Origin of the sequence: Streptomyces sp. GQFP, assembly GCF_021545335.1 — a bacterium.
In the GTDB taxonomy this organism is placed as follows: domain Bacteria; phylum Actinomycetota; class Actinomycetes; order Streptomycetales; family Streptomycetaceae; genus Streptomyces.
Window position 1 is genome coordinate 5,684,706 of sequence record NZ_CP089312.1, and the last position, 24,908, is coordinate 5,709,613.

Below are 24,908 nucleotides of genomic sequence, written 5' to 3' on the forward strand. Positions count from 1 at the left end.
CCGGCAGCTGACAAGCTGTCAGTTGCTGCCATCCATCACCCCTGTGCCCGTGGCGCCCCGGCCGTCGGCGCGTGCGGCCCAGGCACAGGCCTGATCCAGAGGCTGGCCCATGGTTCCCTTCCGGCAGTTCCTGCTGAAGATCCACAGCCATTGCAACCTGGCGTGCGACTACTGTTACGTCTATGAGTCGGCCGACCAGAGCTGGCGCGACCGTCCCATGAGCATGGACCTGGCGACGGTCCGCCGTACCGCCGCCCTCATCGCCGAACACGCCCGCACCCACGACCTGACCGAGGTCCACGTCGTGCTGCACGGCGGCGAGCCGCTACTGGTGGGCGCGGCGCGGCTGGAGGCGACGCTGCGCGTGCTCGTCGACGCCCTCGACGGGGTGGCGGCCCTGAGGCTCACACTCCAGACCAACGGCCTGCGGCTTGCCCAGGACCCGGCGCTGTTACCGGTCCTGGCCCGGTACGGCGTACGGATCGGCGTCAGTCTCGACGGCACCCCGGCCAACCATGACCAGCACCGCCGCCGCCCGGACGGCCGCGGCAGCCATGCGGGCGTCGCAACGGCGCTGCGGTTGCTCGCCGACGACCCGTATCGCGGCCTGTACGCGGGCGTACTGTGCGTCATCGACCTGACGGCCGACCCGGTGGAGACGTACGAGGCCCTGCTGGAGTTCGCCCCGCCCCGCCTGGACCTGCTCCTGCCGCACGCCACCTGGCACACCCCGCCACCCGGTCTGCCCGGCCGCACCACCCCGCCCTCGGCTCCGCCCGGCGTGGACCCCGAGGAGCCGGTGCCGTACGCCCGCTGGCTCTGCACGGTGTTCGACCACTGGTACGGAGCCCCGAGCCGACGGACCGGCATCCGGCTCTTCGAGGAGATCTCGGTCCTGCTGCTGGGCGGCACAGCCCGCAGCGAGTCGGTCGGACTCGCCCCGGTCGACCTGGTGGTGGTGGAAACCGACGGCACGATCGAACAGGCCGACTCCCTCAAGGTCACCTACCCGGGCGCCCCGGCCACCGGCCTGGACGTCTTCGCCCACACCTTCGCGGACGCGGCCCGCCACGAGGCATTCCGGGCCCGCCAGCGCGGCAGGGCCGGCCTCGCCCCGGTCTGCGCGGCCTGCCCCCGAGCGGAGGTCTGCGGCGGCGGCCTGTACGCCCACCGCTATCACCCCGGGGCGGTACCGACCCCCTTCGCGGTCCCATCCGTCTACTGCCCCGACCTGGCCGTCCTGGTCGACCACATCGCAGGGCGCCTCAGCAGGGACGTTCCGCCCCTTGTCGGGTCGGTGTGGGGGTAAGGGTATTTCGAGGGTGAATCCGGCAGGGCCGGTTCCTGGATGGCGGCGGCCCCTCCGCCGGCCTCGACCCGCGAGGAGCAAGCCCCGTGTCCGACCCAGCCCCCCTCCGACCTTCCGGCCCACCCCTTGACGCCCCCTCTGCTTCCGGCTCCGCAACCTCTCTCGGTTCCGGCCCCGCCTCTGCCACTGCTTCCGGGACCGGCTGCGCCCCTGCCCCCGCCTCCGGCTTCGTCCCCAGGCCCCGGCACGGCTCCCTCGCCCTGCGCCCCCACGACCTCGACCCCGACCTGATCGACGCCATCGCCCGAGCCCGGGGCGGTGCCGCCGGCGTCGCGGTGCTGCGCCGGGGCCAGTTGGGCAAGCGCATGTTGCTGGCGGTGGCCGTGCGCCGGGCGCTGCCGTCCGACGTCGGCTTCGAGGAGCCGTACCGGCGGTTGTCCGAGATGCACCGCGTCGACCCGGACCGTTGGCGGCGGACGATGCTCCACCCCTACCTGGACGAGGGGCTGGCCCGTGCGCTGGCCGAGTCCGCCCAGGGTGCGCGGCCCGATCTTGGCTGGTTCGGCGAACTGGTCCGGGGCGGACCTGCCGCGCTGTCCGGACCGCATGTGCTGTCCGCCGAGTGCGACGGCGTCGTACTGAGCGTCCGGCTGGCCGACCGCGGCCCCTTCCGCGACGTCCACGGCTACCCCCTCGCCGCCCCGCAGACCCCCGACGAGGTCCGCCACTGGCAGGGGCTGCTGGACGGAGCCTGGCAGGTCCTGGTCCGTCGTCATCCCTGGCACGCCCGGGCCGTCGCCGCCTGTCTGACCACCCTGGTGCCGCTGCACCCCGCTCCCGGCGGTACGTCGGTCAGTTCGGCCGCCCGCCGGGCCTACGGCGCCGTCGCCCTCTCCCCGCCCGGCGACCCGGTGCTCCTCGCGCTGACCCTGGTCCACGAGTTCCTGCACGTCCAGCTCGGCGCCCTGCTCGACCTGGTCCCGCTGTACGGCCCGCCCTCCTCGGCCCGCTACGACGCACCCTGGCGCCCCGACCCGCGTCCGCTCGACGCGCTCCTCCAGGGGACCTACGCCCACCTCGGCGTCTGCGACTTCTGGCACACCGAACGGATCGCCGCCCGGCCCGACCCCCGGGCCGAGCAGGAGCACACCACCTGGTACGGCCACACCGACACCGCCGTCGACACGCTCCTCGGCAGCGGCGAACTCCTGCCCCCCGGCCGCCGCTTCACCGAGGAGATGCGCCGCGCCCTCGCCCGTTCAAGGGAAGTTCCCGGCAACCTTGGGCACCTTCCGATCGTCTGAACGGGCGGACCCGCGCGGTGCGCACGGGCGGGAAGGAGTCGGCGGTGACGTCCATACGCTTCTGGGCATCCGGTGTCGGGGCCGTGGTGGTACTGGTGGCCACCGGGGCGTGGGTGCTGTGGCCGACGGGGGTCGATGCCCGCCTGTGGGGCGAGGTACGGCCCGTGATCGAGACCCGGCTCGTGGCCGACTCCCGGGGCAGCGGTTACGAGGAGACCGTGCCCGGGAGCAGGGTGCGGTGGTTCTGCCGGGCGGAGCCGCTCGAACTCCGTGCGGACGGCGACGGATTCGTACGGGCCGGTGTCAACACCCTGTGTATGGCGTACGGAACCCGCGCGGGCGCTCTCGTGGAGTGCGGCGGCTCCAGCTACCCGCAGGTCGTGCGGCTGGAGCGGGACGACGACGCCCCCGGCGGCTACCGCGTCGTGTCGCGGGAGGAGCCGCCGGACGGCGCGGGCTACGCGGACTGGACGGAGGACCACTTCAGCTTCTTCGCCGAGTCCGACGCCGACGCCACCCTCTCGTCCACCGCCCTGGAGACCGCCGCCCGAGCCCACTTCGGCCTGCCCTCCGGGGCCCAGGTGGCAACCTGCTGACCGGCTACTTCAGGAGTGGCAGGTTGAGGTTGTTGACCAGTGGTCCTTCGATGGTGACGCCCTCGGTGACCAGGGACTCGACCCCGGGCAGCGGCAGCGGCAGCGCGGACGTGGCCGCCGAGGGCTCGGGTGCGAGTACGGCGACGAGGGCCGCCGCGGAGAGCAGCACGGCGGCGGCGGTCAGGACGACGACGGAACGGGTGCGGGCAGGGGGTTTGGCACGCATGGGGACTTCGGAGGCCTTTCCGGCAGAGGCACAGCAAAAAAAGGGGGGAGGGGGGCGGGCCGGGCCCGGGGCGCCGGGCCCGGCCCGCCCGCGTCAGATCTGCGGCGTCTCGATGACCAGGCCGGCGATGTCGATGCCGATGGCCGCGGCCTGGGTGGTGAAGGCGCCGAGGAGCAGGGCGGTGGCGGCCAGGAGGGTGGCGACACGACGGGCAGAACGCATGGGACGGGACTTCCTTTCACTGCGCTTGATGCACCACTTGGCACTTGATGCACCACTTGATCAGGACGTTCCGTGGCTGCCCAGCAGTCCGTTCAGGGATGCCGAACGGGCCCGAAGCTCCCTCGTGCGTGGGAAGTCTCCGGCGTGGCGCGCATGGATTCGGGGCGCCACCCGTACGAGTGACGGCGGCGGTTACGGCTGGTCGTCCGCCAGCTCCGCCACGCCCGTGACCCGGTGCAACGGGTACGTCCGTACCTCGTCCGCGGTGTGGTCGTACGCCGTCACGAAGCCGCCCTCCACGCGGATCGGCGCGATGACGCGTTGACTGGCGGAGCCCTCCGCGTTGACGTACCCGATCCACACCGCCTCGCCGGTCATCACGGCGGCCTGCATGGTGGCCAGGGTCTCGGCGGAGCTGGTGCGCGGGAGGTCGCCGTTCGCGGCCGGGGTCTCCGTCGGCTTGCGCGGGGTCGTCGAGGCCAGGTCACCCGCCCTGATCGCGCGGATCGCCGCCGAGAGCAGCGTGCCGTCGGGCGCCGGCGGGCCGTCCGGCACCGGGTCCGGGGCCGTGCGCGGCGGGGTGCGATGGGCGTGGGCGCGGGTGATCAGGACGTCGCCCTCGGCGGACTCGGCGGCCGGCGCGAACCCCATGCCGCGCAGACCGTCGAGGAGCGTCGCCGGGTCGGTCTGGGCCGCCAGCACCGTCGGCGCCAGGCGCCGCAGCCGCAGATTCGCGGACCGCTTGTCGGCCAGGATCTCGCTGAGCACCGAGTCGTCGTCGCAGCGCACGTACGCCGAGGCCGCGCCGATCCGCAGATGCCCGTGTCTGCGGGCCACGTCGTCGATGAGGTAGGCGAGGGGCTGCGGGACCGGCGTACGGGAGTGGGCGGTCAGGAAGTCGTGCAGGTCGGAGGCGGAGCGGCCGGCGTCCAGGGCACGGCGTACGGAGCCCGGGGTGAAGCGGTAGACCGTCGCGCCGCCCTTCGACTCGACGTCCGCGAGCACGTCGAGCATCTCGGCCAGCGGGCGCTCGAGCGGGCCCGGGGCCACCGCCGTCAGGTCGGCCTGGAGCAGGACGTGGTCGAGCGGCTCGGGGAGGAGGGGGGTGAGGAGACGGGCGGCCGTCGCGGAGGCGGTGGCCTGCTCGGGGGCGGTGAGGGGTTCCGGGGCGGGATGCCGGTGATGGTGGACCGGGAGTTTGTCGCCGGGGCCGGCAGCTACTGGCTCGGGCGCCTTCGACGGAGCCGACGGGAGGCCCAGGAGAGCCCGGCCCTGTGCGGAGAGCGCGCCCCGGCCCGTGACGCCCAGCGACTCGGCCTCGGACAGGGTCCAGCGGGCGAGCCGGGTGCGCAGATCCTCGTCGCCGTCTCCCCCCAGGGACCGGTCCTGCTGCGGGCCGCGCGTCGGACGCTCCCAGTGCAGGCGGGCCAGCACCGACTCGACGGTCGGCGAGGTGCCCTCCGGGAGGGCCGCCAGGAGGGTCAGCACCCGGTGCCGTACCTCCGGCGCCGCCGACCGGTCCAGGCCCGGCCCGAGCGCGGACAGCGTCCGGTCCTTGGTGTCCCGGCCGCCGATCACCCCGGCCGTCCGGGTCGCCGTCAGCCAGGCCTCCGCGAGCCGCGCCCAGCGCGTGGCGGCGGGCAGCTCCAGCCACTCGTCGTACGCCGGGGTCGCCGCGTACCGCTCGTCGGCCTCGCCGTCGGACGCCAACAGGCCCGCCGCGTAGGCGAGTTCGACCCAGAAGGCGGCCACCGGCTCGGAGAGGTCGAGGGCGACGGCCGTCCGCTTGAGATCACGGACGCTGAGCCCACCGGCCCGCAGCACCGCGGGCCCGCCCTCGTCCCACTCCTTCAGCAGCTCCTCGACGGTCGTGAGCGCGGTGTACGCCTGCCCGGCCGCCGCGTTGTCCACAACCTGTGGACGATGGGTCGCGGCCGGCTCGACACCCGGCGGCAACGGCTCGGTCGTACGGTGCGCCCGGCCCTCGCGCAGATGCAGGGCCACTTCGCGTGGCAGTACGACGGTGCCGGGCGCCGTGGGCAGCAGCAGCCCCCGATCCAGCAACAGGCGCAGATGCGCGGCCGGTTCGGCGGTGACCTGGCCGTACGGCGGCCCCCAGACCAGCCGCCGCAGGACGTCGACCGAGTCCGGGGAGGTGGAGTCGAGCAGCGCGGCCATCCGCTTGCGGTCCGTGAACAGGGCGGTCAGCGAGGCCACCGCGCTCACCGAGTCGTGCGTCGACGTGAGCCCCGCCGTCGTCACGATCTCCTGGATCCGCCCCGGCGACATGCCCGCCGTCGCCTCCGCGACCGTCGGGCCGAGCCCTGTCGGGGACGGATGCTGCGGCGAGGGCGCCAGCAGCTCACGGGCCGTACGGACGAGGCGGAGGCGGTCCGTCCCGCCCCACACCAGGGCCTGCTCGCGCAGCACGGTCAGGGCACGGGGGAGGGCGGTGGCCACGGCCGGATCACCGGCGTCGCCCGCGAGCAGGGCCAGCAGGTCGTCGTACGCCGCCGGGTCCGGGGCGACGGCCAGTGCCTGTGCCGTCTGGAGGGTGAACCTGTCCAGGCGCTCCAGGGCGCGTACGACCGACGCACGCGTGCCCGCGCGGGTGGCCAGCTGGGTGAGGTCGGTCGGGACGGGGGTGATGAGGTCGGGACGGCTGCGCAGCAGCGCGGCCAGGGACGCGTCGTCCCGCGCGCGAAGCGCTTCCGCGAGTGAACGCGGCGCCGGTGTCTCCTCGGTGCTCATCCCGCCCACGGTAGCGGGTGGTGCGGGTGGGCGGGGGTGCGCGCCGTGTGGGGTTCGCCCCCGCCGCCCCTACCCATACCCATCCTCGGGGGCTCCGCCCCCGAACCCCCGCTCCTCAAACGCCGGAGGGGCTGAATACCCAGCCGTAGCGGGGGTCTGGGGGCGCAGCCCCCAGGGATGGGACGGGTAGGGGCGGCGGGGGCGAGGAAAGGCGGTCCGGCCGGTAACGTCTGACTTCGTGGGTATCGAGAGCGATCAGGTCGTCTACGAGTATCTGAGCAAGGTCGGAGACCTGGCCCAGCAGCGCCAGTTGCCGTCCGGCGACCGTATGCGCCTCGTCTCGGGGCTGCGGGACGAGATCGACCGCCGCCGCGCCAAGGCCCCGGTCGACAGCCCCGCCTCCGTACGCCGCATCCTCGACCGCATCGGCACCCCCGACGAGGTCGTCGCCGGCATCGGCGGCGGCGCCCCCGAAGCACCGCGCGCCTCCGTCCCCGTACAACGCGATCGCGACGAGCCCCAGCGCAAGGGCAAGGGGCTCGGCCGCCTCGTACCGCGCCCGCGCCCCGCGGAGACGGGGGCGGGGACGGGGACCGAGACCGACGTGTTCGCTCCCTTTCCCTCCGAAGGAGACCTCGCCCCGCCCCAGCTCACCGGCACCGACGTACCCGGCGACACGGACTGGTGGTTGACCGGCAGTGGCAGGGGCTCGCTCACGGACACCGACAGCCTTCCGGCCGGGTTCGTCGGCGGGGTCGAGATCCCCGACCTGCTCAGGCCGGCGCGACCGAGACTGGACAAGCCGCAGGCCAAGCCCGCCGACGAGCCAGTCGAGCAGGCGGCCGAGTCCGACGAGGCCGAGAAGGGCGCTCCCCGGCGGCGTCTCCGGCTGCGCCTCCCCGTCCCCGCCGGCCGCTGGACCAACCCCCTGCTCCTCCTCGCCGCCGGCCTCCTTGTCGCGGGAGCGGTCCTCGGCAACCTCTACGCCCTGCTCGTCGGGTGGGCCATCGCCTACGCCTCGCGCCGGCTCTCCCAGGCCGAGACCAAGTGGGCGGTCGTCTACCTCCCGGGCGCGGCGGTCGCCGCCGGTGCCGGGTGGCTGTGGGGGCGTACGCAGGGCCGCTGGGGCGATCCCATCGTCGAGGGGCACATGAACGAGGCCCTCACCGAGACCTGGCCCTGGGTCGTCCGGGGGGCCGCCGTCGCCTCCGCGCTCTTCCTGGTCTGGCGTTCCCAGCGCCCACGCTGAAGACCGCTGTCTGCGCCTCCCGCACAATGGTGCATATGACATCCACACGCCCCGGCCCGCTCACCGTCGGGTTCGACCTCGACATGACCCTCATCGACTCCCGGCCCGGCATCCACGCCTGCTATCTGGCGCTCGCCGAGCGGACGGGCACGTTCGTCGACGCCGATCTGGCCATTACGCGCCTCGGACCGCCGCTCGCGGACGAACTCGTGCACTGGTTTCCGGCCGATCGCATCGCGGAGATGAGCGACCTCTACCGGGAGATGTATCCGGCCATCGCCATCACCGCGACCCCCGCGATGACCGGCGCCCGTGAGGCGATAGCGGCCGTACGGGAGTCAGGTGGGCGCGCGATCGTCGTCACCGCCAAGTACGAACCGAACGCCAAGCTGCACCTCGCGCACCTCGGGATCGAGCCCGACGCGGTCATCGGGAACCTCTGGGCCGAGCAGAAGGCGGTGGCGCTGCGCGAGCACGGCGCGAGCGTGTACGTCGGCGACCACGTGGGGGACGTACGCGGCGCACGCACCGCCGGTGCCCTGTCCGTGGCCGTGCCCACCGGGCCCTGCGACGCCGCTGAGCTGCGCGAGGCGGGCGCGGACGTCGTCCTCGACGACCTCACCCACTTCCCGGCCTGGCTGGCCGCCTACAGCGGTGTGGACGCGCGCGCCTGACGCCTGCCCTCGGCCACCGACTGGAGGACGCCCGCGGCCGCGACGAGGAAGCCGACGCCCATCAGCATGCTCAAACCGAACATGTACGTCGGGAATGGCGTCGTACCGAGGAGGAATGGGGCCACGGTGACCAAAGTGGCCACCGTACCGACGAAGAACACGATGGCACCGACACGGATCAGCCGATCTCCGGCCGCGGCGGAATTCGTTTGGGTTTTGTCACGCACTCGACCAGGGTAGTTCCCTGCCCGAAGGAACAACGCAGCGACGTCTTGTCACCTGCCTGCAGCCCATTAGCCTTGGTACCGGCGGGTCCAGCGACCCGCCCAAGTGCTATCAGCGCTCGTTTTCCTCCAGCAGCCCGAAGCAGTTTTCCGACGAGTACGAGGACGAGGAACAGACGTGCCCACCGGCAAGGTCAAGTGGTTCAACAGTGAGAAGGGCTTCGGCTTTCTCTCCCGCGACGACGGCGGTGACGTCTTCGTCCATTCCTCGGTCCTGCCCGCCGGAGTCGATTCCCTCAAGCCGGGCCAGCGCGTCGAGTTCGGAGTTGTCGCCGGGCAACGCGGTGACCAGGCACTTTCGGTCGTGATCCTGGATCCGACCCCGTCGGTCGCGGCGGCCCAGCGCAAGAAGCCCGACGAACTGGCGTCCATCGTCCAGGACTTGACGACCGTCCTGGAGAACATCACCCCGATGCTGGAAAGGGGCCGTTACCCTGACAAGGCCTCCGGCGCGAAGATCGCCGGCCTGCTGCGGGCGGTCGCCGACCAGTTGGATGTGTAAGGCGGCTTTGGAGAGACTCTGGAGATTCGCAGAGTTCTAGGGGAAATCGAGTGCGTTCGGGCCGAGGGGCGGCACCAGTCCCTCGGCCGCCGCGCGGGTCAACAGCCCCCTGACCGCCGCATAGCCGTCCTCGCCGAGGTCGGCGGTGAACTCGTTGACGTACAGGCCGATGTGCTGGTCGGCGACCTTCGGGTCCATTTCCTGGGCGTGCTCCAGGACGTAGGCCCTGGAGGCCTCCGGGTCGTCCCAGGCGGCTCGTACGGACGTCCGGGCGGACTGGGCCAGGAGTTCCAGGGTCTCCGTCCCCAGCGAGCGCTTGGCGATGATCGCGCCGAGCGGGATCGGCAGGCCGGTCGTCGACTCCCAGTGTTCGCCCATGTCCGCGAGCTTGTGCAGGCCGTAGTTCTGGTACGTGAAGCGCGCCTCGTGGATGACCAGCCCGGCGTCGACCTTCCCGTCCCGCACGGCGGGCATGATCTCGTGGAACGGCATCACGACCACCCGTCCGACTCCGCCGGGGATCGTGTCCGCCGCCCACAGGCGGAACAGCAGGTACGCCGTCGACCGCTCGCTCGGGACGGCGACCGTACGGCCGGTCAGGTCCGCCCCCGCCTCCCGCGTGAGCACCAGTGGGCCGCAGCCCCGGCCCAGCGCGCCCCCGCAGGGCAGCAGCGCGTACTCGTCGAGGACGTACGGCAGCACGGCGTACGACACCTTCAGCACGTCGAACTCGCCGCGCTCGGCCATGCCGTTGGTGATGTCGATGTCCGCGAAGGTCACGTCGAGCGCGGGCGCGCCCGGCACCCGGCCATGGGCCCAGGCGTCGAAGACGAAGGTGTCGTTCGGGCAGGGCGAGTACGCGATCCGCAGTCGACGTTCAGTTTCCGGGGTCACTTGGGTGCTCATGTGGGTTCCAACTCTCCAGTACCGGTCCGAGCTTCCCGAAGGCCTCCGTCAGGGCCTTCAGTGCCTCGCCGATGCGCCAGGCCGCCCGGTCTCGGGGGCCCACGGGGTTCGACACCGCCCTGATCTCCAGTACCGGTACGTCGTGCGCCGCGGCGGCCTCGGCCACGCCGAAGCCCTCCATCGCCTCGGCCAGGGCGCCGGGGTGCCGGGTGCGTAGTTCGGCGGCGCGTTCGGCGCTGCCGGTGACGGTGGAGACGGTCAGGACGGTGCCGGTGCGGGCGCCTGTCACGGCCGTGAGATCCCGTACGAGTGATTCCGGCGGACGGTGGGTGACGGTGCCGAAGCCGAGACCGGTGACCGGAACGAAGCCCTCCGGGGTCTCGGCGCCCAGGTCCGCGACGGTGATCTCGTCGGCGACGACCAGCGAGCCGACCGGCGCCTCCGGCTGGAAACCGCCGGCGATGCCCGCCGAGACGACCAGGCCGTACGGGGTGCCGCGGAGGGCGGCCGTGGTGAGCGCGGTGGCGGTGGACGCGGCGGCGGCCGCCGGGCCCACTCCCACGGCGATGATGTCGATCCCCACCGGATCTGCGAACGCCTGTGCCACCGCGTCCCGTTCGGCGGGGACCGCGGTGGCGATCAGGACTCGTACCCCTCGTACGCCCGACGTGGTCAGGAGTCCTTCTTCAGGCGGAACGACCAGAGGCCGTTGACCTCGTTCTCGCCCTCCTTGACGGAGACGAGCGTCGAGTTTCCCTGGGCGCCGTACTGGGCGTTGAAGAAGACGCTGCCGGGGATCGTGCGGTACGTCTTGGTGCTGGAGTCGGTCAGCGGCTGACCGTTCATCAGGATCGTCCAGCCCTTGTCGGCGATCTCCGGGTCGACACCGAAGCGCACGGTCTCGTCCGGGTCCACCTTGATGCTCTTGATGTCCGTGTCCTTGAGGCACGCGGCCACGTCGGCGGTCTTCAGCTCCTTGCCGTCGTCGTAGCAGGAGGCCTCCGAGTTCACCGAGGAACGGCCGACGGTGATCGTGGAGATCGGCGTCGGCTTGTCGCAGGCGGACAGGACGAGCAGTCCGGCACCAACGGCGGCGACGGCGGCAACAGCGCGGCGACGGCGCGCAGTGGAAGCGGAACGCAACGAGGTCATGGCCGAAGGCTATCGGGCACCCGGGGCGCGGTTGTCACGTGGGTACGGCGTGCCGGGCCCCGGTGGGCGGCGTCAGGCGACGCGGGGGCGGGCGTGGCCTCCCTGGCGGGCCGAGCCGATCAGGCCCTTGGCCGTGGTCAGCCAGCCCGTGGCGACGATCGCGGCGGCCACCCCGAGACCCAGGGTGCCGACCAGGGGCAGTGCGATACCGATCGCGCCGCCGAGCACCCAGGCCATCTGGAGCAGCGTCTCCGAGCGGGCGAACGCGGAGGAGCGGACCAGTTCGGGGACGTCCCGCTGGATCAGCGCGTCCAGAGACAGCTTGGCCAGGGCCTGGCAGAACCCGGCGACCGCCGCGAGGCAGGCCACAAGGGCGGCGCCGAAGAAGATCGCGGTGATGATCGTCGCGCAGAGGACCACGGCGACGACGGTCACGACGATCAGCTCGGGCGCGCGCTGTTTCACGGCCGCCCCGACCGCCGTACCGAGCGCGTTGCCGACGCCCGCCGCGACAGCGACCATGCCCAGCGACCACGCGGCGCTCTCGCCGGTCAGCGGGTGCTCGCGGAGCAGGAAGGCGAGGAAGAAGGTCAGGAAGCCCGAGAGGCAGCGCAGGGCGGCGTTGGCGCCGAGGGCGTGGGTGACGGCCGTACCGACCGTGCGCAGCCCCGGCCGCTTCACGGGGTGCAGGTGCGGCCCGTGCAGATGATCCGGGTCCGCCGCCAGCAGGGCGGTGTCCTCGCCCTTGGCGGAGTCCACCTTGGCCGGGAGCGTGAAGGACAGGAACGTACCCGCGATGAAGATCACGAAGGCGCCGTAGAGCGGCCAGCGTGGACCGAGGGCCTGGAGTCCGGCGCCGATGGGTGCGGCCACACCGGTGGCGAGCAGGCCGCTCAGCGTGACCCGCGAATTGGCCTTCACGAGGGAGAAGCTGGGTGGGAGGAGGCGGGGGACCACCGCGCTGCGGACGACTCCGTACGCCTTTGACGCGACCAGGACGCCCAGTGCGGCCGGGTACAGCTCGAGGCTGCCCGTCGCGACCGCGCCGGCCAGGAGCAGGGCCAGGAGGGCGCGGGCGAGCATCGCGCCGGCCATCGCGGCGCGGCGGCCGTGCGGGAGGCGGTCGAGGAGGGGGCCGATCACGGGGGCGAGGAGGGTGAAGGGCGCCATGGTGATGCCGAGATAGATGGCGACGCGCCCGCGTGCCTCGTCGGTGGGGACGGAGAAGAAGACGGTGGAGGCGAGGGCGACGGTGATCATCATGTCGCCGGCGCCGTTCACCGCGTGCAGTTCGATGAGCTTGCCGAGCCCGGACTCACCGGCCCCGTGCGCGTGCGTGGCTTTACGAATTCCCCGGGCGGTGCCGGTGACGGGGAAATGCAGGGCACGCCCGACCGCGCGCACGGATCCGTTCACCCGGTCCCGTGCGCCACGCCGGTTGCTCCCCTGGACCCCACCGACCCCGGTGGCGCCGTGGGGCGACCTCTCGCTTGCCACCCCGCAATAGTGCCCCGAGAAGCGCGGACCTAGTGCGGTTACCGCGCGTATGGGGCCGAGTGAGGTGGGGGAGGAGAGGGAGAGACAGGTTCCGCGGGGGTGTTTTCCGGCCATCGAGGGCTGGGAAGAGTGGCGTGAGAGGCGCGTCGGAGCGGTGTCTGAGAGGGGCCGGAGTTGCCACAGTTGGATGTCGGTCGTCGTGAACCGTCCCGTCGGTGTGGGCCCCGGGCGCTGGAGAAGGTAGCGTGCGTAGCGCGCAGTGGCGGTTGTTCTCGGCCGCGCGCCTCTCGGCCATCCCGCAGAATGGATGACGTAGGTGCGCCCGAGCGCGATCGGGCGCGGACGTCGACGCGGCCCTCTGGTCCGCTCCGTTCGCAACCGTTCGCACCCCGTCGGGACGGGCGCACTCGTGAGACGGCGTAGGAGAGAAGCGATACCTGTGAGCGCAGCGACAACGCGAAGCCGCACCCCCGACCGCCTGTGCGCCGAGGCCGTCGACCTCGCCCGTTCCGCGGCGGAGGAGGCGGCGGCACCAGGCGTGGTGGGCGAGCACTCGGGCCTGGTGTCCGAGGGCGACCGCGTCGTGACGCACTTCTTCGAGTGCAAGGAGTTCGGCTACCGGGGCTGGCGCTGGGCGGTGACGGTCGCCCGGGCGTCCCGGGCCAAGCTGGTCACCCTGGACGAGGTGGTCCTCCTCCCCGGCCCGGACGCCCTTCAGGCACCGGAATGGGTGCCGTGGAGCGAGCGCCTGCGCCCCGGCGACATGGGCCCCGGCGACCTGCTCCCGACGGACGCGGAGGATCTGCGGCTGGAGCCGGGTTACTCGGGCGAGGACGAGCCCCTGCCCAACTCGGCGGTCTCGGCGGCCGGTTCGGCGACGGCCGCGGCCTCCGTGGAGCTGGCCGCGGACCTGGCGGACGCCGAGGACGCGGACATCACGGCGGGCCCACCGTCCGCCTTCACGGTGGTGCCGGCCCGCGGTTCGATCGCGGCGGTGGCGGAGGAACTGGGCATGCGCCGGGCGCGCGTCCTGTCCCGGTACGGCCTCCACAGCGCCGCGGACCGCTGGGAGGACGCCTACGGCCCCAAGACCCCCATGGCCCAGGCCGCCCCGGCGACCTGCGTGAGCTGCGGCTTCCTGGTGGCCATCGGCGGCTCCCTCGGCCAGGCGTTCGGCGTCTGCACGAACGAGTTCGCCCCGGCGGACGGCCGCGTGGTCTCCCTGGCGTACGGCTGCGGCGGCCACTCGGAGGCGGCGGTCATGCCGAAACCTCCGGTCCCGCCGCCGCACGTGATCGACGAGACGATCGTGGACCCGTTCCCGCTGCGGCCTGCGGCGGATTCGGGTTCGGTGGGCACGGATACGGACGAGGCTGTGGCGGACTTGGGCCACTCGTAGGGCGTGCGGTGGGGGTTTGTGCTTTTAGGGGCGCGGGGAACTGCGCGAGAAACCCCCACCGGCCCGCAGCCAACGAACTACCGATCAGTTCTTACTGCTGTCCACAATCACCGGCGTCCCATTCGAGTCGGTACCACACGGCACCGCATACACCGGATTAGCCGCAGCCGCCTCCTTGTAAGCCTCCAGGCACTGGTTGTACAGCACCTTGTCGCTCAGAGACTTCTCCAGGATCTCGTTGGCCCGGGCAATACCCTCCGCCTCGATCCGCTTGCGCTCCGCCTCCGCCTTGGCCGTACGCGCCGCCTCCACGGCCCGCTCGGTGTCCTGCTCCTGCTGGATCTTCTTGTCGATCTGGTCCTGGAGCTTGTCCGACGGCTTCACATTGCGCAGGTTCACGTTGGTGACGTCGATCCCGCGCGGAGCCAGCCGCTCCTTGACGAGTGCGGCGATCTCCGAGCCGATCTGCTCGCGGGCGGAGGCGTAACCCTCCTCGCTGGTGTGCTTCGCGAAGACGTTGCGGATGATCTCCCGGCTGTCCGGCAGCACCAGCCGCTCCTCGACGGCCTCCTCACTGCCCGCCAGCCGGTACAGCTCGACCGCCTTGGCGGGGATGACGGCCCACTTGATCGTGACGTCGGCGTAGAGCACCCCGCCCTGAGAGGAGCGGACCTCGACCACGTCCTTGTCGTACAGGTTGAGGTCCACGGGACGCGTGGAGAAGGACGTGACCTCGGTGAACGGCGACCTGAACTGGACGCCGGAGTTCAGCGGCTTCCCGATCTTCCCGAAGGTCACCGGCACCCCGACCTCGTAGGCGCTCACGACATGGACGCAGGCGAAGACACCGGCCAGCACGGCCCCGACGACGCTGAGCGCGGCCCCGATCCGCCAGCCGCCGGCGTCCCGGCCACGGCCGACGAGAAACAGCACGACTGCCGCTATGAGCAGCAGGATGGACAGCACGAACACAGAGCCCCCCTGAGCAACAGGTACCTGCTACCAGGTACCGGATTCATGGATCCGCGCCGCCTCGGGCGTGATCCGCAGCGCATCGTAAGGGGTGTCCGGATTTGTGTGGTGGCCGGGAGTCGCCGTCTGCGCCCGATACTGACGGGTGTCGCGGAGCAGGGTGGCGGCCCGGATCACGCGCCACCAGGTGAGGTACGTCATCGGCGGGCGGCCGACCAGGGCGGTGAACCGGCGGGCCAGGGTGGGCCGGGAGACGCCCGCCTCCGCGGCCAGGCGGTCGTTGCTCCACGGGGCGGCCGGGTCCGCGTGCATGGCCCGCAGGGCGGCGGCCGTCGCCGGGTCGCCCAGTCCGACGGGACGGTGCTGGATTCGCCCTCGGCCCGTGGGCCGAGTGAGGCTCGGTCCTGCCCCGCTCACCGTGCCCACCTCCTCCCGGTCCGGAGGCCGCCTCTCTCTGTTCCCCCAGCTCTCACCGACGGGTGGCGGGCGTGCCCTGCGGCGCGCGGTACCTTCTTGCTCACGCCGATGAGGAGAGTGAACGTACGTGAGCAAGTTCGTGCGGCCAGCAGCTGAGGGCGCGGACCCTTTCGGTACGGCCCGTCTGCGCCGGGGTGTTCTGGACGCCTGGGCGACCAGCCCCGCCCGGTTCCGTGAGGACGCCAACGCCGAGGAGGATCTCGTCCTCGGCGGGTACCGGGACCGGCTCGTCGTCGAGCTCGCCCAGAACGCCGCAGATGCCGCGGCCAGGGCAGGCGTACCCGGGCGGCTCCGCCTCACCCTCCGCGACGGCGTCCTCGTCGCCGCCAACACCGGTGCCCCGCTGGACGCCACCGGTGTCGAGTCCCTCTCCACGCTGCGGGCCTCCGCCAAGCGGGACACCCAGGACGGCGAGGAGACCGGCGCCGTCGGGCGGTTCGGTGTCGGCTTCGCCGCCGTGCTCGCCGTGAGCGACGAGCCCGCCGTCGTCGGACGGCACGGGGGTGTGCGGTGGTCGCTCGCCGAGGCCCGCGAGCTGGCCGCCGAGACCGCCCGGCACAGCCCCGGGCTCGGTGACGAGATCCGCCGCCGCGACGGCCATGTGCCCCTGCTCCGGCTGCCGTTCGCCGCCGAGGGCACCGCCCCGGACCCGTACGACACGGCCGTCATCCTCCCCCTGCGCGACGCCGCCGCCGAGGACCTCGCGGAGCGGCTGCTGAGCGGCGTCGACGACGCGCTGCTCCTGACGTTGCCCGGTCTCGAAGAGGTCGTCATCGAGGTGGGGGACGAGGTCCCTCGTACGCTGCGGCGAATCACCGATGACAACGCGCTGACCCTCGTGGAGGATTCGCGGGACGGTACGAGCCGTTGGCGTACGGTCTCCGCTCACGGGCCCCTGGAATCCGCCCTGTTGGCCGGGCGGCCGGTCGAGGAGCGGCTGCGTCCCTTCTGGTCGGTCACCTGGGCCGTGCCCGTCGACGCCGACGGCACTCCCGTACCGCCCCGGACCAGCCCCGTCGTGCACGCGCCCACACCGAGCGACGAGCCGCTGGGCGTACCGGCGTTGCTCATCGCCTCGCTGCCGCTGGACACCGCCCGCCGGCATGCCGCGCCCGGCCCGCTCACCGACTTCCTGGTGCAGCGTGCCGCCGACGCGTACGCCGAACTCCTCGCCGACTGGCACCCGGTGGGCGAGGGCATCATCGCCCTCGTGCCCGGCTCGCTCGGCAAGGGCGAGCTGGACGGGCAGTTGCGGCACGCGATCCTGGAACGGCTGCCGCGAACCGCCTTCCTGCCGCCCGCACTTGACCCGGGCGACGATGACGAACTCCCCTCCGCTCTCCGTCCCCGCGACGCGGAGGTCGTCGAGGGCGCCGGGGCCGAGACGGTCCGCGTCCTCGCCGAGGTGCTGCCCACGCTGCTGCCCGCCGGGCTCGAACGCCGGGTGGAACTGCGGACGTTGGGCGTCGCCCGGGTTCCCCTGACCGACGCCGTCGACCGGCTCGCGGGCCTGGAGAAGGCGCCCGAGTGGTGGCACCGGCTGTACGACAGCCTGGCCGGCGTCGACCCCGACCGGCTGACCGGGCTGCCGGTGCCGCTCGCCGACGGGCGTACGACCATCGGCCCCCGGCAGGTCCTGCTGCCCACGGGTGGTGAGGGGCAAGGGGGCGCCGCTCCCGAGACCCTCGCCCGGCTCGGCCTCAAGGTCGCCCACCCGGACGCCGCGCATCCCCTGTTGGAGAAGCTGGGCGCTCTTCCGGCCACTCCGCGAGCCGTCCTCACCACTCCCCAGGTACGGGCCGCCGTCGCCGCCTCCCTCGACGAGGACGCCGTCATGGCGTGGGACGACGAAGACGCCCCGGACGCCGAGGAGTTGGCCGACACGGTCCTCGCCCTCGTCCGGGACGCGGGCCTCGAACCCGGCGACGAGCCCTGGCTCGGCGCCCTCGCCCTCCCCGACGAGGACGGCGAGCTGGCCCCCGCCGGTGAACTCGTCCTCCCCGGCAGCCCGTTCGCCGAGGTGATCAGGGAGGGTGAACTGGCGTCGGTGGACGGCGAGTTGGCGGACAGGTGGGGTGAGCAACCCCTTGCCGCCTGCGGAGTCCTCGCCAACTTCGCCCTCGTCCGTGCCACCGACGTCGTCCTCGACCCGGACGAACTGGAGCCCCGGGACAGCGACTTCGCCGAACCCGACGATCCCGGCCTGCTCGACGCCGTGGACGTGTGGAGCGAGGACATCCTCGACCGCTTCCCGGACTCGCCGGTGCCGCCCGTCGCCACGGAACTGGTCGCCGTACGGGACCTGGACCTCGTGGACGAGGACCGCTGGCCCCAGGCCCTCGCCCTCCTCGCCCAGCCGCCGCTGCGGGACGCGATCGTCCAGCCGGTGCGGGTCCTGCTGCCCGACGGCACGCATGAACTCGTACGCCCGTACACGGCTTGGTGGTTGCGCGGAAACCCGGTGCTGGACGGGCGCAGGCCGGCCGGTCTCCTCGCGGCGGGCGGCGACCCGCTCCTCCGGGGCCTGTACGAGGAGGCCGACGCGACCGGGTTCGACGACGAGCAGGTGCTGCGGGCGCTGGGTGTACGGACGTCGGTGGCCGCGCTCCTCGACGAGCCGGGCGGCGCGGCCGAACTCCTCGACCGCCTCGCCGACCCGGACCGGGACGTGAGCGGGGTCCAACTGCACGCCCTCTACGGGGCGTTGGCCGACCTTGACCCCGAACAGGTCACGCTGCCCGACGACTTGCGGGCCGTGGTCGACGGGCACGTGGAGGTGGTGGACGCGGCGGACGCCGTGGTCGTCGACTCACCCGACCTGCTGCCCTTCACGGCGGGGGTCCCGCTGCTCCCCGTACGCCCGGCGCGGGCAGCCGAACTGGCGGAACTGTTCCAGGTACGGCGGCTCAGCGAGTCGGTGACCGGCGAGGTGACCTCGGAGGGCGCGGAGCACGACGTACCGGAGTCGGTACGGGTGCTGCTCGGTCCGGCGACCCCGGCGACGTACGTCGAGCACGAGGAACTGGTCGTCGACGGCGTGGAGCTGGACTGGCGGCGGACACGGGACGGGGTGCTGCACGCCTCGACCTTGGAGGGCGTCGCGGCGGGCCTCGCCTGGGCGGCCGGGCAGTGGCCGCGCCGGTTCGAGGTGGCGGCGCTGCTGGAGGATCCGTCGAGGACGACGGAGCTGGCGCGGGACCGCTGGTTCGACTGAGGTGCGGGGGCGGCGGGGTGCTGAGGTAATGCGTACGTAAAATCTGCGCGATCTCCAAAACATCCGCAACTTCCGTACAACCATTCCCATCCGTCACGAATCTGAGCGAGCGAGTCAACAGACTCCAAGATCATTCGGGTCCAGGTGCGACCACGATCCGTGACGGATGGATTCCGTACGGACGGCCACCGCCGGACCCCCTTTCTCCACTTGGGGAAACGCATGCGCATACGTGCCACTGTGGCCGCCGTGACCGGCGCCCTGGCTCTCTCCGCCTTTGCCGTCCCGACCGCGCAGGCCGCCGCCGCGGCGGCGCCCGACGTCACCTTCACCAAGGTGACGGTCAACAACGGCAAGCCGATCGTCGCCCGCGCCGCGGGGACCACCTCCGTGCCGGTGACGTACACGTTCAAGCACGCCGCCGGCCTCGACATCGGCTCGGACAACCTCCTCACCGGTCCGGCCCTCTACGTCGGCGCCTCCCTCACCGTGGACAACGTCCGCCTGATCGGCGACGAGCCGGGCACCTGCACGGCCACCTCGTCGACCACCGCCAGCTGCAAGGGCTTCATCGACCTGCACCCCGGGAGCGAGGGCACGCTCCGGAACACCGACGCCCGTACGTGGAAGGTGGGCGCCATCGCCATCACGGGCGACGAAGACGGCGTCAAGATCCAGAGCGGCCTCGGCACCACCCAGATCAAGTTCCACTCCAAGCTCAACACCGACGCCACCCCGGAGCCGGTCAGGAAGGGCGCGACCATCACGGTCAAGGGCACCCTGACCCGCGCCAACTGGAACACCAGCAAGTACGGGGGCTACGTCGGCGCCCCGGTCGCGCTCCAGTTCAAGAAGGCGGGCGCCACCACCTTCACCACCGTCAAGACGGTCAAGACGGGCGCCGCGGGCGCCCTGAAGACGACCGTCAAGGCGTCGGTCGACGGTACGTACCGTTTCGCCTTCGCGGGCTCGACGACCACCGCGCCGATCACGGCCGTCGGTGACGTCATCGACGTGAAGTAGGGACGAGCAACGAAGGCCGGTGCCGCCCGGGCTGGGCGGCACCGGCCTGTTCAGCGGGCGAGTCAACAGACTCGACGATCACTTGGGCCCAGGCGTGACGACGAGCCGCGAGCACGACCACCGTCGGGCCCCCTTCTCCTACCTGGGGAACACGCATGCGTATACGTGCCACCGTTGCCGCCGTCTCCGGCGCTCTGGCTCTCTCCGCCCTCGCCATGCCGGCCGCGCAGGCCGACGGTTCGGTGTCCCGGGCCGATGTCGCCAAGGTCCGTGAGGCCGCCGGGCAGGCCGCCTCCGGCAAGTCCGCGTTCAGTGCGTCGGCCGCCGCTGTCGCCGAGCCGTACGTCCTGGACGCCTCCTTCTCCAACGTCAAGGTCAACAACGGCAGGTCGATCGTGGCGGGCATCAGCGGCAAGCTGACCGTGCCGATCACCTACACGCTCACCCACGCCGCCGATGTCGACATCGCCGCCGAGGACTTCTTCACCGACGTCGAGCTGTACTACGGCACGACGTACATCGACTCCGAGTTCGGGCTGTTCGGCGACGACTGGGCCAGCTGCAAGGCCGTCTCGACGACCGTCGCCAACTGCACCCAGTCCATCGTGATCAGCCCGAGCGAAGACCTGTTCAACGAGACCGCCGGGAAGTGGAAGGCGTTCGGGTACGCCGTCGCCCTCAACGGCCAGGACTTCAGCAGCGACGACTTCGACATCACGAAGATCGGGTACGTCGAGAAGGACGGCCTCGCCGGCCCCAACCTCCTGCGCCACTCCAGGCTGACGGTCAACGCCACCCCGGAGCCGGTGAAGAAGGGCAACACCATCACCGTCACCGGCAAGCTGACCCGCGCCAACTGGGACGCCGGCAACTACACCGGGTACGCCAGCCAGCCGGTGAAGCTGCAGTTCCGGAAGAACGGGACCAGCACCTACACCACCCTCAAGACCATCAAGACGACCACCAAGGGCGACCTGAAGACGACCGTCAAGGCGAACGTCGACGGGTACTTCCGGTACGTCTTCGCGGGCACCGCGACCACCGCCGCCCTCGGTTCCGCGACCGACTTCATCGATGTGAAGTAGTCAGTGGGTGTGAAGTAGGCGTCGCGCAGTGCTTGTTCCGCCGTCGGTCCCTTCGTGTTCTCGGGGCCGGCGGCGGGCGTGTGTGCAAGGGGTGCGCAAAATAACGTCACCTCCGCGCAACCAACCACCCCCGCAAGGAATCTGATCATGGGGGCCAACAGGCTCCACGATCACCTTCTCCTACTTGGGGAACACGCATGCGTATACGTGCCACCGTGGCCGCCGTCTCCGGCGCCCTGGCCCTCTCCGCCCTCGCCGTGCCGGCCGCGCAGGCCGATGTCCACGCCTCCGGTGCCGACTCCGGCTACCGCGCGGCCGCCGCGAAGATCCTGGCGGGCGGCAAGTCCGCGTTCATCACCTCGCCGGTCGCCGCCGAGGAGCCGTACAAGCTGAACGTCGGCTTCTCCAACTTCAAGGTCGCCAAGTCGATCAACGCCGGTGCCGGTGGACACCTCGTCGTCCCGGTCACCTACACGCTGACCCACGGCACCGAGGTCGACATCAAGGCCGCCGACTTCGACAGCGGGCCGTACCTGTACCGGGGCGACTTCGCGACGCCGGACAACGTGATCTTCGGTGAGAAGGCCGGCACCTGCACGGCCACGTCGACCACGACCGCCAACTGCAAGGCCAACCTCGACATCTACCCGGGCGAGGGCGACCTGACCAACACCGACGCCGGGGCCACCTGGACGGCCGGCGGGCTCGCCATCGCCTTCAACGGGCAGGACCCCGAGAGCGACAGCTTCGACCCGTCCAAGGTCGGCATCGCCCAGCAGGGCGACCTCGGCACCACGACCGTGCGGCGCGTCTCCAAGCTGACGGTCAACGCCACCCCGGAGCCGGTGAAGAAGGGCAAGACCATCACCGTCACCGGCAAGCTGACCCGCGCCAACTGGGACGGGCCCAACTACACCGGGTACGCGACCCAGCCGGTGCAGCTCCAGTTCCGTAAGAACGGCACCAGCACCTACACAGTCGTCAAGACCATCAAGACGACCACCAAGGGCGACCTGAAGACCACCGTCAAGGCGACCGCCGACGGGTTCTTCAAGTACGTCTTCGCGGGGACCAGGACCACCGTGGGCGCCAGCGCCGCCGCCGACTTCATCGACGTGAAGTAGGCGCACCCGTACGAACTACGCCGGGAAGCGGCGGTCCACCCATTTCCACAGGATCTCCAGGGTGGCCGCCGCCACCGCCGCGATACCCACCGCGATCCACGGCATCGTCGTCCCCACCAGTTTCAGCGCGAAGAACTCCTGGAGCTGCGGCACGACCAGCACCAGCAGGAAGCCCGCGCCCATCGACGCGACCAGGGCGATCCGCCACCAGGTGTAGGGGCGGGCGATGATCGCCAGCACCCACATCGAGATCAGGAACAGGGTCAGGGTCGCCGCGCTCGTCTCCGCGTCCAACGCGCCCTCGCCCGTGTAGTGGTGACGGGCAATCAGGTATGTGGCGAAGGTTGCTGTGCCTGCCAGTACGCCGCCCGGGATCGAGTAGCGCATGACCCGGCGTACGAAGTGGGGTTTCGCGCGTTCCTTGTTGGGGGCCAGGGCCAGGAAGAACGCCGGGACGCCGATCGTCAGGGTGGAGAGCAGCGTCAAGTGGCGGGGCAGGAAGGGGTATTCGACCTGCCAGCAGACCACCAGGACGGCCAGGAGGACTGAATAGACCGTCTTGACCAGGAACAGGGTTGCTACTCGCGTGATGTTGCCGATGACCCTGCGGCCCTCGGCCACCACCGAAGGCAGCGTCGCGAAGCTGTTGTTGAGCAGGACGATCTGGGCCACCGCCCGTGTCGCCTCCGAGCCCGATCCCATGGCCACGCCGATGTCGGCGTCCTTCAGGGCCAGTACGTCGTTCACGCCGTCGCCCGTCATCGCCACCGTGTGCCCGCGTGACTGCAACGCGCCCACCATGTCCCGCTTCTGCTGCGGGGTGACCCGGCCGAAGACCGTGCCCTCGTCGAGCGCCTGCGCCATCTCCTGTGTCTCGGTGGGGAGTTGGCGGGCGTCCACCGTCGTGCCGGTCAGGCCCAGTTTGCTCGCCACCGCGCCGACCGACACCGCGTTGTCGCCCGAGATGACCTTCGCGTCGACGTCCTGCTCGGCGAAGTAGCGGAGGGTGTCGGCGGCGTCGGGGCGCAGCCGCTGCTCCAGGACGACCAGGGCCGTGGGCGATGTGTTGGTGGCCACCTCCGGGTGGTCGAGGTCGCGGGTGGTGCGGGTGAGGAGGAGGACGCGCAGGCCGGCCTGGTTCAGGCGGTCCGTCTCGGCGAGGGCCGGGTCCTCGGGGGAGAGGAGGACGTCCGGGGCGCCCAGGAGCCAGGTGCTGCTCTCGCCGTTGCCCTCGCTGAAGGACGCCCCGCTGTACTTGCGCGCCGAGGAAAACGGCAGCGATTCCGTGCAGCGCCAGTCCTCGCTGTCCGGGTAGGCGTCGATGATCGCCTGGAGGGAGGCGTTCGGGCGGGGGTCCGATTCGCCGAGGGCGCCCAGGACGCGGCGTACGTATGTCTCGTCGCTGCCGTTGAGGGAGCGCAGCTCGGTCACGTCCATGCCGCCCTCGGTCAGGGTGCCCGTCTTGTCCAGGCAGACCGTGTCGACGCGGGCGAGGCCCTCGATGGCGGGCAGCTCCTGTACGAGGCACTGCTTCCGGCCGAGCCGGATGACACCGATCGCGAAGGCGACGGAGGTCAGGAGGACCAGGCCCTCCGGGACCATCGGGACGATTCCGCCGACCGTGCGGGCGATCGAGTCCTTCAAGTCGTTGTCCTTGACGACCAGTTGGGTGATGACCAGGCCGATCGCGGCCGGAACCATCATCCAGGTCACGTACTTGAGGATCGTCGAGATGCCGGTGCGGAGTTCCGAGTGGACGAGGGTGAAGCGGGAGGCCTCTTCGGCGAGTTGGGCGGCGTAGGCCTCGCGTCCGACCTTCGTGGCGGTAAAGGCGCCGCCGCCCGCTACCACGAAGCTGCCCGACATGACCTGGTCGCCGGGCTGCTTCACGACGGGGTCCGCCTCGCCGGTGAGCAGTGACTCGTCGATCTCCAGGCCGTCGGCCTCCACGCACTCGCCGTCCACGACGATCTTGTCGCCGGGGCCGATCTCGATCAGGTCCCCGAGGACGATCTCGGAGTTGCTGACCTGCGAGGCCACGCCGTCGCGGCGGACCGTCGGTTTGGCCTCGCCGATCACGGCCAGGGAGTCGAGGGTCTTCTTCGCCCGCCACTCCTGGATGATGCCGATGCCGGTGTTGGCGAGGATGACGTAGCCGAACAGGGTGTCCTGGAACGGGGCGACGAACATCATGATCAGCCAGAGGACGCCGATGATCGCGTTGAACCTGGTGAAGACGTTCGCGCGGACGATCTCGGCGATGCTGCGGCTGCTGCGTACGGGGACGTCGTTGACCTCGCCGCGGGCGACGCGCTCGGCTACCTCGGTGGTGGTGAGGCCGGTGGCGCGGGGGGTGCTGCCGTGGGGCGCGCTGGACAGGGGCAGGGGTACGGGGTGCACAGGATCGAGTTCCGCGCCGGCGTCGATGTGCGTCATGTGTTCGACGGTACGGGTGGATTTGGGGCTTCACCCGCTGAGTGCGGCAAAGATCCGACCTGGGGAGGAGGGGTGGGGTGGGAAATGGTGCGGTGGTTGTAGTCGGGGGTGTGTAGGGGGTGCGGGTAGGGGTGTTTTCGCCCCCGCCGCCCCTACCCGTCCCATCCCGTTCCTGGGGGCTGCGCCCCCAGACCCCCCTTCGCGCTGAACGCGCTCGTCCTCAGACGCCGGACGGGCTGGAGGTTGACCTCCTGATCGCCGCGTCCCGCTTTCGGACGTACCAAATCCCGATCAAGCCCAACCCCGCCCCCGCGAGACACGTCCAGACCCACCACTCGTGGTCGTGGTCGGCGTACCAGCCGTAGAAGGGGAGCTGGGCCAGGAAGAGGACGAACCAGAGGATCGTGCCGCCTGTGATGGTGGCGACGACGGGGCCCTCCAGGGGCTCCGGCGCCTCGTGCTTCGGTGTCCACTTCTCCATGCGCACAGCTTACGAGGCCCGATTC

Annotated in this window: 22 protein-coding genes and 1 pseudogene; 11 read left to right on the plus strand and 12 right to left on the minus strand. The window is 71.6% G+C overall.

Going from position 1 to position 24,908, the window contains the following annotated elements; genetic code table 11:
* Positions 1-109: 109 nt before the first annotated feature.
* The 3 genes from LUX31_RS25405 to LUX31_RS25415 all read left to right on the plus strand — a co-directional run bounded on the left by LUX31_RS25405 (position 110) and on the right by LUX31_RS25415 (position 3,209).
* On the plus strand, positions 110-1,309 hold the full coding sequence (locus LUX31_RS25405; protein ID WP_235477299.1) for an FxsB family cyclophane-forming radical SAM/SPASM peptide maturase: 1,200 nt from the start codon (positions 110-112) through the stop codon (positions 1,307-1,309).
* Between the two features lie 86 nt (positions 1,310-1,395).
* Positions 1,396-2,613 (plus strand): aKG-HExxH-type peptide beta-hydroxylase, encoded by a 1,218-nt coding sequence (locus LUX31_RS25410; RefSeq protein WP_235477301.1) that lies wholly within the window; start codon positions 1,396-1,398, stop codon positions 2,611-2,613.
* A 44-nt stretch (positions 2,614-2,657) separates the two neighbouring features.
* Positions 2,658-3,209, plus strand: coding sequence for a hypothetical protein (locus LUX31_RS25415; protein ID WP_235477302.1), 552 nt, complete (start codon positions 2,658-2,660; stop codon positions 3,207-3,209).
* Between the two features lie 4 nt (positions 3,210-3,213).
* On the opposite strand, the gene LUX31_RS25420 is transcribed toward LUX31_RS25415, so the two are convergent.
* From LUX31_RS25420 to LUX31_RS25425, 3 genes are all read right to left on the minus strand, one after another.
* On the minus strand, positions 3,214-3,435 hold the full coding sequence (locus LUX31_RS25420; RefSeq protein WP_235477304.1) for a hypothetical protein: 222 nt from the start codon (positions 3,433-3,435) through the stop codon (positions 3,214-3,216).
* 93 nt (positions 3,436-3,528) lie between these two features.
* The gene (locus tag LUX31_RS37530; protein WP_268828199.1) at positions 3,529-3,657 is read right to left on the minus strand and encodes a hypothetical protein; all 129 of its coding nucleotides are present in this window, start codon (positions 3,655-3,657) and stop codon (positions 3,529-3,531) included.
* 192 nt (positions 3,658-3,849) lie between these two features.
* Positions 3,850-6,408 carry a helicase C-terminal domain-containing protein gene (locus tag LUX31_RS25425; protein ID WP_235477305.1) on the minus strand — a complete coding sequence of 853 codons (2,559 nt, stop codon included), beginning with the start codon at positions 6,406-6,408 and terminating at the stop codon, positions 3,850-3,852.
* A gap of 238 nt (positions 6,409-6,646) precedes the next feature.
* Here LUX31_RS25425 and LUX31_RS25430 point away from each other — a divergent pair, with 238 nt between their 5' ends.
* Both LUX31_RS25430 and LUX31_RS25435 read left to right on the plus strand, forming a co-directional pair.
* A complete protein-coding gene (locus tag LUX31_RS25430) occupies positions 6,647-7,657 on the plus strand; it encodes a hypothetical protein (protein WP_235477307.1) in 1,011 nt (336 codons plus the stop codon).
* A gap of 26 nt (positions 7,658-7,683) precedes the next feature.
* Positions 7,684-8,331: an HAD family hydrolase gene (locus LUX31_RS25435; protein ID WP_443046002.1), complete on the plus strand. Its 648-nt coding sequence runs from the start codon at positions 7,684-7,686 to the stop codon at positions 8,329-8,331.
* On the opposite strand, the gene LUX31_RS25440 is transcribed toward LUX31_RS25435, so the two are convergent.
* Positions 8,304-8,558: a hypothetical protein gene (locus LUX31_RS25440; RefSeq protein WP_235477309.1), complete on the minus strand. Its 255-nt coding sequence runs from the start codon at positions 8,556-8,558 to the stop codon at positions 8,304-8,306. The genes LUX31_RS25435 and LUX31_RS25440 overlap by 28 nt on opposite strands.
* Positions 8,559-8,733: 175 nt before the next feature.
* Here LUX31_RS25440 and LUX31_RS37710 point away from each other — a divergent pair, with 175 nt between their 5' ends.
* Positions 8,734-9,117: a cold-shock protein gene (locus LUX31_RS37710; protein ID WP_328285693.1), complete on the plus strand. Its 384-nt coding sequence runs from the start codon at positions 8,734-8,736 to the stop codon at positions 9,115-9,117.
* A 36-nt stretch (positions 9,118-9,153) separates the two neighbouring features.
* Here LUX31_RS37710 and LUX31_RS25450 read toward each other — a convergent pair whose 3' ends face one another.
* The 4 genes from LUX31_RS25450 to LUX31_RS25465 form a co-directional block, all read right to left on the minus strand.
* Complete coding sequence (locus tag LUX31_RS25450) at positions 9,154-10,023, minus strand: 1,4-dihydroxy-6-naphthoate synthase (protein WP_235477310.1); 870 nt, start codon at positions 10,021-10,023, stop codon at positions 9,154-9,156.
* Positions 9,995-10,726 carry a futalosine hydrolase gene (locus LUX31_RS25455; RefSeq protein WP_235480044.1) on the minus strand — a complete coding sequence of 244 codons (732 nt, stop codon included), beginning with the start codon at positions 10,724-10,726 and terminating at the stop codon, positions 9,995-9,997. The genes LUX31_RS25450 and LUX31_RS25455 overlap by 29 nt, the downstream gene beginning before the upstream one ends.
* Entirely contained in the window at positions 10,696-11,175 is a 480-nt protein-coding gene (locus LUX31_RS25460) for a DUF2771 domain-containing protein (protein WP_235477312.1), read from the minus strand. The genes LUX31_RS25455 and LUX31_RS25460 overlap by 31 nt, the downstream gene beginning before the upstream one ends.
* 72 nt (positions 11,176-11,247) lie before the next feature.
* Entirely contained in the window at positions 11,248-12,672 is a 1,425-nt protein-coding gene (locus LUX31_RS25465) for an MFS transporter (protein ID WP_235477314.1), read from the minus strand.
* 439 nt (positions 12,673-13,111) lie between these two features.
* On the opposite strand from LUX31_RS25465, the gene LUX31_RS25470 reads away from it, so the two are divergent.
* A complete protein-coding gene (locus LUX31_RS25470; protein WP_235477316.1) occupies positions 13,112-14,071 on the plus strand; it encodes a DUF3027 domain-containing protein in 960 nt (319 codons plus the stop codon).
* A gap of 84 nt (positions 14,072-14,155) precedes the next feature.
* Here the strand turns inward: LUX31_RS25470 and LUX31_RS25475 are convergent, their stop codons facing one another.
* Together LUX31_RS25475 and LUX31_RS25480 are read right to left on the minus strand one after the other, a co-directional pair.
* The gene (locus LUX31_RS25475; protein WP_235477317.1) at positions 14,156-15,043 is read right to left on the minus strand and encodes a prohibitin family protein; all 888 of its coding nucleotides are present in this window, start codon (positions 15,041-15,043) and stop codon (positions 14,156-14,158) included.
* Between the two features lie 96 nt (positions 15,044-15,139).
* Positions 15,140-15,400 (minus strand): annotated as a pseudogene (locus tag LUX31_RS25480) (helix-turn-helix domain-containing protein); the annotation flags it as partial.
* Between the two features lie 187 nt (positions 15,401-15,587).
* Here LUX31_RS25480 and LUX31_RS25485 point away from each other — a divergent pair.
* From LUX31_RS25485 to LUX31_RS25500, 4 genes are all read left to right on the plus strand, one after another.
* Complete coding sequence (locus tag LUX31_RS25485; protein ID WP_235477320.1) at positions 15,588-18,734, plus strand: sacsin N-terminal ATP-binding-like domain-containing protein; 3,147 nt, start codon at positions 15,588-15,590, stop codon at positions 18,732-18,734.
* A gap of 222 nt (positions 18,735-18,956) precedes the next feature.
* Positions 18,957-19,757 (plus strand): hypothetical protein, encoded by an 801-nt coding sequence (locus LUX31_RS25490; RefSeq protein WP_235477321.1) that lies wholly within the window; start codon positions 18,957-18,959, stop codon positions 19,755-19,757.
* A gap of 155 nt (positions 19,758-19,912) precedes the next feature.
* Positions 19,913-20,842: a hypothetical protein gene (locus LUX31_RS25495; RefSeq protein WP_235477322.1), complete on the plus strand. Its 930-nt coding sequence runs from the start codon at positions 19,913-19,915 to the stop codon at positions 20,840-20,842.
* A 197-nt stretch (positions 20,843-21,039) separates the two neighbouring features.
* Positions 21,040-21,966 carry a hypothetical protein gene (locus LUX31_RS25500; RefSeq protein WP_235477323.1) on the plus strand — a complete coding sequence of 309 codons (927 nt, stop codon included), beginning with the start codon at positions 21,040-21,042 and terminating at the stop codon, positions 21,964-21,966.
* Between the two features lie 15 nt (positions 21,967-21,981).
* On the opposite strand, the gene LUX31_RS25505 is transcribed toward LUX31_RS25500, so the two are convergent.
* Both LUX31_RS25505 and LUX31_RS25510 read right to left on the minus strand, forming a co-directional pair.
* Entirely contained in the window at positions 21,982-24,402 is a 2,421-nt protein-coding gene (locus LUX31_RS25505) for an HAD-IC family P-type ATPase (RefSeq protein WP_235477324.1), read from the minus strand.
* 220 nt (positions 24,403-24,622) lie between these two features.
* Entirely contained in the window at positions 24,623-24,883 is a 261-nt protein-coding gene (locus LUX31_RS25510) for a DUF2530 domain-containing protein (protein ID WP_235477325.1), read from the minus strand.
* Between the last annotated feature and the right edge of the window lie 25 nt (positions 24,884-24,908).